The sequence below is a fragment of the Planomonospora algeriensis genome (assembly GCF_977012225.1).
In genome coordinates, this window is the sequence record NZ_CDRNDK010000967.1 from 1 (window position 1) to 876 (window position 876).

General features: G+C 64.7%; 2 protein-coding genes. Both read left to right on the plus strand.

Annotated elements, in window-relative coordinates:
• Nucleotides 1-80 precede the first annotated feature (80 nt).
• Entirely contained in the window at nucleotides 81-458 is a 378-nt protein-coding gene (locus ACWJ6R_RS37220; protein WP_449066686.1) for a type II toxin-antitoxin system RelE/ParE family toxin, read from the plus strand.
• The gene (locus ACWJ6R_RS37225) at nucleotides 455-793 is read left to right on the plus strand and encodes an XRE family transcriptional regulator (RefSeq protein ID WP_449066687.1); all 339 of its coding nucleotides are present in this window, start codon (nucleotides 455-457) and stop codon (nucleotides 791-793) included. Before ACWJ6R_RS37220 ends, ACWJ6R_RS37225 begins: the two co-directional genes overlap by 4 nt.
• Nucleotides 794-876: the final 83 nt, after the last annotated feature.

Below are 876 nucleotides of genomic sequence, written 5' to 3' on the forward strand. Positions count from 1 at the left end.
GCGGACGAGCGGTACAGCGCTCTCGCGGTGCGGTGGATCACGGCTTGCCTGAGACTTAACTCTCAAGTTAAGTTGAGTGGGTGGCGAGCTGGGAAGTCGTTCTCGTGGCCGAGGTGAGGCAGTGGTTCGACCGGTTATGCGAGGAGGATTGGGAAAGCGCAGAACAGGTGGAAGACGAGATCGACATACTCGTCCGGGTCGGACCGACCCTGGGCCGTCCGCTGGTCGACCGCCTCAAGGGCTCGGACAACCACCACCTCAAGGAACTGCGGCCAGGATCGTCCGGGTCCAGCGAGATCAGGATCATCTTCGCTTTCGACCCTGTACGGCGCGCCGTTCTACTGGTCGCAGGCGACAAATCGGGAAACTGGACCCGTTGGTACGACGAGAACATCGTGATCGCGGAAAAACGCTATGCCCAGCACGTCACTGAGCTGAGCAGCAGGGAGTACGAATGAGCACCGTGGGATGGGATGAGGTCAAGCGGCAGGCGCATGAGCGCCGTCGGGCGGCCGGGTTGCCGGTGCGCTCGGAGGCCGAGAAGAGCGCGATGATGGAGCGGCTCGCCGCTGAGGTCCGGGCGCACAAGCTGGCCGACATCCGCAGGGAGCAGGAGCTGACCCAGCGCGATGTGGCCGCCGCGATGGGAGTGTCCGGGCCGCGGGTGTCGGCGATCGAGCACGGAGAGCTGGAGCGCGTCGAGGTGTCCACCCTGCGCGCTTATGTGGAGGCGCTCGGCGGGAAGATGCGGGTGGTCGCGGACTTCGGCGACACGGAGTACAAGATTGCCTGACCCTGCTCCGTCACCGTACGGCCCGGCTCCACGGTGACGTCGGTCGCGCAAGCATGCCTATCTCCCTACAGCCCAGGTCATAT

Excerpts from the sequence above, each read along its gene's own strand:
- ACWJ6R_RS37225 (WP_449066687.1), top strand. The coding sequence starts at position 455 with ATGAGCACCGTGGGATGGGATGAGGTCAAGCGGCAGGCGCATGAGCGC.